This window comes from Stenotrophomonas sp. TWI1409 (genome assembly GCF_039673015.1).
GTDB classification, from domain to species: domain Bacteria; phylum Pseudomonadota; class Gammaproteobacteria; order Xanthomonadales; family Xanthomonadaceae; genus Stenotrophomonas; species Stenotrophomonas maltophilia_A.
Genome location: NZ_JBDJKU010000119.1, coordinates 1 through 6,293, shown reverse-complemented (window position 1 = coordinate 6,293; position 6,293 = coordinate 1). Strand labels below are relative to the sequence as shown.

Below are 6,293 nucleotides of genomic sequence, written 5' to 3'. Positions count from 1 at the left end.
TTTTTGTGTGTGGCCGCCCCGGCTCGCCCCCGCCAAGTGGTTGTTTTCGGCCCCCCCGCGCCGCCCACTACCGATAAAGAAACACGCCGGCTTGCGCCGGCGTTTTCTGATGGCTTACTGCGCCTTCTGGATCACTGCGCAGGCCAGGCGCGCACCGGCGTTGCCGGTCGGCTGGGTCTTGTAGTCATCCGCATCGGCATGGACGATCAGGCCGCGGCCGATGATGTCGAAGTCATCGCCCTTGCCGATGTTGACGTTGCTCGACACCGGGCCGTCGATGGTGGCCACGCCCTTGTCGTCGGCCTTGATGTTGGGCATGTCGCCACCGTGGTGCGGATCGGCGGACACGCTGCCGTGATCCTGCTTGCCCGGGTTGAAGTGGCCGCCGGCGCTCATGCCGTCCGGCGCGCTGCAGTCGCCCTTCTCGTGGATGTGGAAGCCGTGCTCGCTGCCCGGCTTCAGGCCGCTGATCTGGCCGGTCACGTGGACCTTGCCGTCAACCACCTTGAAGGTGACGCTGCCCTTGGTCTCGTTGCCCTGGGTCGGCGCCAGCTCGGCCGTGGCCGAGGCATCGGCAGCCGGTGCAGGTGCTGCGGCCGGTTCGGCGGTGGCGCCGTCGGCCGGAGCGGCCGGCGCGGTTTCAGCCTGCGGCGCGGCCGGCTGCTGGTTGCAGGCCGCCAGGCCCAGTGCAGCAATGGCTGCGAACAGCGAAGTGTGGATCAGACGCATGGAATTTCTCCCTGGATGATGCCTGCAGTGATCAGCGGACAACCCGGATCACGCCACAGGCGATGCGGACGCCGGCATTGCCGGCGGGCTGGCTGCGATAGTCGTCGGCGTTGGCATGCACGACCAGTGCACGTCCGGCGATATCGGTGGCGGCGCCTCCGCCAAGGGTAACGCCCTTGAGGTGGATATCGACGTTGGCGCGGCCCTGGGCGTCGGCACGCAGATTGTCCATGTCGCCCAGGTGGTGCTTGCCGGTGCCGGCGCGGCCATGCGCAGCGCCACCGGGATTGAAGTGATTGCCGGCACTGCTGGCATCCACCGCGCTGCAGTCGCCGCGCTCGTGGATGTGGAAGCCAGCCTGCTGCATCGGCTGCAGGCCACCGATCAGCCCGGTGATGTGGATGCCACCGGGCTCCACCATCAGCGCGATGCGGCCACTGACGATACTGGCCGAGGCCGGCGAGAGATTAGCCTCGGCCTGCTTGGCGGCGCTGACCACGGTCGGCGGTGGCGGGGTGGGTTCGGCCTTCTTCGGTGCACTGCCACAGGCAGACAGCAGCACGGCGGCGGACAACGGCAGGATGGCAAAGGACAGACGCATCGAAGACTCCTTGCAGGTGACACTACGGACGGCATCGTCCATGAACGATCAACGGTTCGGCAAGCGGGCGCGAGGATCGCGTGCAGGGACCGTTCAATGGCCCCCGCGACGGCGGCCAGCGCCCAGCTTGCGGGTAAGGGTATTGCGGCCAAGGCCCAGGCGGGCCGCGGCTTCAGCACGGCGGCCATGGGTGATCTGCAGCGCGGCCTCCAGCAGGGCATGGTCGACCCGCTCACGCACCTGCGCGTGCAGGCCTTCGGTGCCTTCGGCCAGCTGCCGGCGTGCCCATTCGGCCAGCAGCGCCTCCCACTGCCCCGGATCGGCGCTGGTGGTGCTGCTGCGACGACCGCGCGTACGGTTGAGCGCGGTATCGACGTCGGCCACGCCAATGGTGTCAGCGGCGGCCAACGCCGCCATCCGCCAGCACACGTTTTCCAGCTCGCGCACGTTGCCCGGCCAATCGTGTTCGCGCAGCGCCTGCAGTGCGGCAGCGGTCAGGCGCTTCGGCGGCGTATCCAGCTTGCGTGCGGCGGCGCCCAGGAACGTACTTGCCAGTTGTGCGATGTCCTCGCGACGCTCGCGCAGCGGTGGCAGCTGCAGGCGCACCACGTCCAGGCGATGCAGCAGATCGGCACGGAACTTCCCCTGCGCGACCAGGCCTTCCAGATCCTGGTGGGTGGCGGCAATCACCCGCACGTCGACGCGGATCAACTCGCGACCACCGACGCGGAAGAACTCGCCCTGTGCCAGCACGCGCAGCAGGCGGGTCTGCAGCGGCAACGGCATATCGCCTATTTCATCGAGGAACAGCGTGCCGCCGTTGGCCTGCTCGAAACGGCCGATATGGCGGCGCTGGGCACCGGTGAAGGCGCCGGCTTCGTGGCCGAACAACTCGCTTTCCAGCAGCTCGGACGGGATTGCAGCAGTATTGAGCGCGACGAACGGCCCCTGCGCGCGCGGCGATTCGCGATGCAGCGCATTGGCCACCAGCTCCTTGCCGGTGCCGGTTTCGCCGGTGATCAGCACCGCCAGCGGCGCCTGCGCCAGGCGGCCGATGGCACGGAACAGCGCGCGCATCGGCGGGGTATCGCCCACCAGTTGCGGTGGCTGGTCGCCATGCGCTTCCGCCGCAGGTGTGGGCGCCGCCAGTGCCGGTGCAACGGCCGGCAGCACACGCTGCGCCAGCGCCACGGCGTCGTCCAGATCGAACGGCTTGGACAGGAATTCATGCGCGCCACCGCGGAACGCACCGGCCGTGCTGGCCACGTCGGTGTAGGCCGACATCACCACCACCGGCAGCTGCGGCAGCGCGGCCTTGAGCTTGTCCAACAGCACCAGGCCATCGTCACCCGGCATGCGCACATCGGTGAACAGCAGCGCCGGCGGCGGGCCTTCGCTCAACGCCTGCAGGGCGGGGGCGGCGCTGTCGAAGTCGACAACCTGGTAGCCCGCCTCGCGCAGCGCGGTGCACAGCACGAAGCGCACGGCGCGGTCGTCATCGACCACCCAGATGCGCTGTGCGGCGGTGGAAGGTTCAGACATCGCGCGGGGCCTCCTCGGCCGGGACGGCGCCGCTGATGATCGGCAGCAGCAGGGTGAACACGGTATGGCCCGGGCGCGAACGGTAGGTCAGCGTACCGCGATGCTCGCGCGCGACCTGCTGGGCCAGCGCCAGGCCCAGGCCAGTGCCTTCGGCGCGGCCACTGACCAAGGGCAGGAACAGATGCTCGGCCAGCTCCTCGGGCACGCCACGGCCGTCGTCGGCGATTTCCAGGCGCAGCGCCAGCGTGTGCAGCTGCTCGGCGATGCGTACGCCATGCTCCACGCGGGTGCGCAGGGTGATGCTGCCGGCGCCGGCCTGGATCGCATTGCGCACCAGGTTCCACACCGCCTGAGTGAGGCGGTCGGCGTCGCCGTGGAATTCGGGAATGCTGGGGTCGTAGTCGCGCTGCAGGCGTACCGCCCAGCCGGCCTCGTTCTCGGCCAGGCGCAGCACGCGTTCCAGCGCGGCGTGGATGTTCAGCTCGGCATGCGGTGCAGCCGGGGCCGGCGACAGCAGCTGGTCGAGCAGGCCGTTGAGGCGCTCGATCTCGGACCCGATTAGTTCGATCAGCTCACGTTCGCTGGCATCGCGTTGGGCCGCGCGGCGGGCCAGCAGCTGGGCCGCGCCCTTCAACCCGGCCAGCGGATTACGAAGCTCGTGGGCCAGTCCCTTCAGCGCCGCGCTGAGCGCGCTGGGCAGGGCCTGGGTCGGGTCGAGCCCGGGGAATTCATCGACCGGATGCGCCTCCAGCAGCCAGCCGCCATCATCGCGGCGGCTCATCCAGCCCTCGGCGAAGCGCGGCGCCTCGCCGGGCACCGCCAGCGCCAGCCGGTTCAGGCGCAGGCTGTCGCGCTCATCGCGGGCCAGGAAATGGGCCAGGGCTTCGCCCTGCACTTCCAGTGCAGCCAGCGGCCGCCCCAGCAGGCGCCGGACGCTGACGCCCAGCCAGCGGGCAAAGGCGGGGTTGCAGCCGACGATGCGGCCATCGGCCCCGGCCCAGGCCAGCGGCGTGCCCAGGGCATCGAGGGACGGCGGGGGTGCGGGGTCGGACATTGCACCAATGTAGTGCAAAACGGGGGTTCGGGGTCGGATCCCTTTCCGTCAGGAAAGGGCCCTGACCACTGCCGCAGGGCGAGCAAGCTCGCCCACTACCGGATACGTGAGCGGGTCACAGTTTCATATTGAGGCCGACGAACACGCTACGGCCAGGGGCCGGCGAAAACATCGGGCGAGCGCTGTCCCAGAAGAAGCTGTCGTACCAGGCGTAGGCGTACTGGCGTCCGGTAACGTTCTTCAGCTGCAGGTCCACGCTCCAGCGTGGGTTGATCTGGTAGGCCGCGCTGAGGTCGAGCACGGCAAAGCCACCGAACTTTCCGGCCACATTGCGCTCCTCAAGGTAGTAGTCGCCCTGCGCGCGTGCCTGCAGGCCGAGGCGAAGCGCGTCGCTGGCGCGGTAATCCGCCCCCAGGTTGCTGATGTATCGCGGGGTGGCGGCCACTTCGCGGCCCTGCAGGGAAATGCTGGCGTCGCGGTCGTCGCGGGTGATCTTCGCTTCCTGGTAGGCGTGCGACGCCCATACCGTCCAGTCGTCGCCCAGCTGCAGGCTCAACTGCGCATCCACGCCGCGTCGGCGGGTCTTGCCCAAGGTGACCGTGGTACAGGTGGCCGGCATGTTGGACACCTCGTTTTCCGCATCCTGCTGCCATACCGCCAGACGTGCCTGGCTGCCCGCGAACGGCTGGAACTTCAGGCCCAGCTCCATGCCGGTGTTGGTGGACGGACGCATCCGCGCCTGGCCCGGGGCGAGGTAAGCCGGCGCGGTGGATCCAGTGAGCACCTGGAAGGTGCGGCCCCAGTTTGCGTATACGTGGGTGTTCTCGCCCAGGCTGTGGATGACGCTCAGTTTGGGCTGGCCGATGCTGCCGTAATCCTGCAGCCGAGCGCTGAGGCCGTTCATCAGGTGGGTACGGCCACTGAAGCGGTCCACACGGTAGGCCGGCACGATCTTCCACGCCTCGACGGGCTGGTAGATGGCCTGCACGTAGGCGCCCCAATTGTCGAAGCTGTGGCGGTCGTTGTTCTGCACCCGTGCCGGGGCACGGCTGAAGTCGGTGGGTTCGGCGTAGGCGTAGCGATCGCGGAGGTAGCTGTTGTCCTGCTGCTCGTAGTTCAAGCCGCCCTCGACGGTAAGCGCGGGGCTGGCCTGCCAGGTGAGCGTGCTGAGCAGGCCGGTCTGCCGCTCATCCCACACGCGGCGCTGGCGCGGCAGGTTGCCGGTGGGCAGGTCGCTGAAGGTCACGCGGCGGTCGTCTTCGTAGCGGTTGTAATAGAGCCGCGTGCCGAAGGTGAGCCTCTCGGACAGTTTCATATACAGGTGCGCGGCAATCTGGCGCATGTCGCGGTCATCGCCATCGTTGCCGTTGCGCAGGTCGCTGCCGCGGCGATGCGTGCGCAGTTCGTCGGCGGTCATGAAGCCGGGTTCTTCGGCTTCGTGGTGGTACGCACGCGCGGTCAGGCCCACGCGCAGGCCCTCGTCCAGCGAGCCGTAGAACCACTTGCCGCCCAGCGAATATTTCTTCGAGGTGTCGTGGTCGCGGTAGCCATCGCTGGCCTGGGTGCCGACGAAATAGTTCTGTGCGACGCCATTGGCTTCACGGCCTACCGCCAGCTGCGCATCACGGGTGTTGTAGCTGCCGTAGGCCAGCCGCGCATCGGTATAGCTGCCGCCCTGGCGCGTGCCGAAGTTCACGGTGCCGCCGATGTTGTGCAAGCCATAGCGCGGATCGTTGGTACCGCGCACTACTTCGATGTAGCTGATTTCCAGCGGGAACAGCATGTCGATGAAGCGCTGGTTGCCGCTGTTGACGTTGCTGGGGATGCCATCGATCAGCGTCTTGATGGCATTGAGGTAGCCCTCACCGTTGAAGGCGCGGAAGCTGACCTTGCCCGATTCGGCACCCTGCCGGGTTTCGGTGAGCTGGATGCCGGGCATCTGCCCGAGCAGTTCCCAGCTGTGCGAGACGTTTCGGTCTTCGATCTGGTCCGCGCCCAGCACGTCCACCGAGGTCAGCACTTGGTGCGCGCTCAGCTGGCCCTCCCCGTGCTGGTGTACCTGCACCCTGCCGAGGGTGAGTGCGGCGTCGGCCGATTGTGCGAGTGCTTCAGGGGCGAACGGAGCCGCCGCGAGGGTGGCCACCAGCGTGGAGGTTTTCATGGGGGTGGACGGGCGCAGATGAAATGTAATTATATAACATTACACGCGTCTGCCATGTGGAGTCGAGCCATGCTCGACTGCTCCTGGCAAACAGCAGTCGAGATCCTATGTTCGTGGTCAAGCCTGCTGGAAGCAGGCTTGACCCACCTTCAGCATGGCCGGATCGAAGTCCCGGCCGCTTTTGAAGACACCCCAGGCGATCCTGG

At 67.9% G+C, this 6,293-nt stretch carries 5 protein-coding genes; all 5 read right to left on the bottom strand.

The genetic code is table 11. From position 1 onward, the window contains the following. Positions 1 to 114 precede the first annotated feature (114 nt). Positions 115 to 729 (bottom strand): superoxide dismutase family protein, encoded by a 615-nt coding sequence (locus tag ABE423_RS20330; protein ID WP_049462224.1) that lies wholly within the window; start codon positions 727 to 729, stop codon positions 115 to 117. A 31-nt stretch (positions 730 to 760) separates the two neighbouring features. Further along, complete coding sequence (locus ABE423_RS20325; RefSeq protein ID WP_014035519.1) at positions 761 to 1,330, bottom strand: superoxide dismutase family protein; 570 nt, start codon at positions 1,328 to 1,330, stop codon at positions 761 to 763. Positions 1,331 to 1,423: 93 nt separating this feature from the next. Then, positions 1,424 to 2,872, bottom strand: coding sequence for a nitrogen regulation protein NR(I) (gene ntrC, locus ABE423_RS20320; protein WP_346487310.1), 1,449 nt, complete (start codon positions 2,870 to 2,872; stop codon positions 1,424 to 1,426). Further along, positions 2,865 to 3,926: an ATP-binding protein gene (locus ABE423_RS20315; RefSeq protein ID WP_346487308.1), complete on the bottom strand. Its 1,062-nt coding sequence runs from the start codon at positions 3,924 to 3,926 to the stop codon at positions 2,865 to 2,867. Before ABE423_RS20315 ends, ntrC begins: the two co-directional genes overlap by 8 nt. 115 nt (positions 3,927 to 4,041) lie before the next feature. Further along, positions 4,042 to 6,087: a TonB-dependent receptor gene (locus ABE423_RS20310; protein WP_346487306.1), complete on the bottom strand. Its 2,046-nt coding sequence runs from the start codon at positions 6,085 to 6,087 to the stop codon at positions 4,042 to 4,044. Positions 6,088 to 6,293 lie beyond the last annotated feature (206 nt).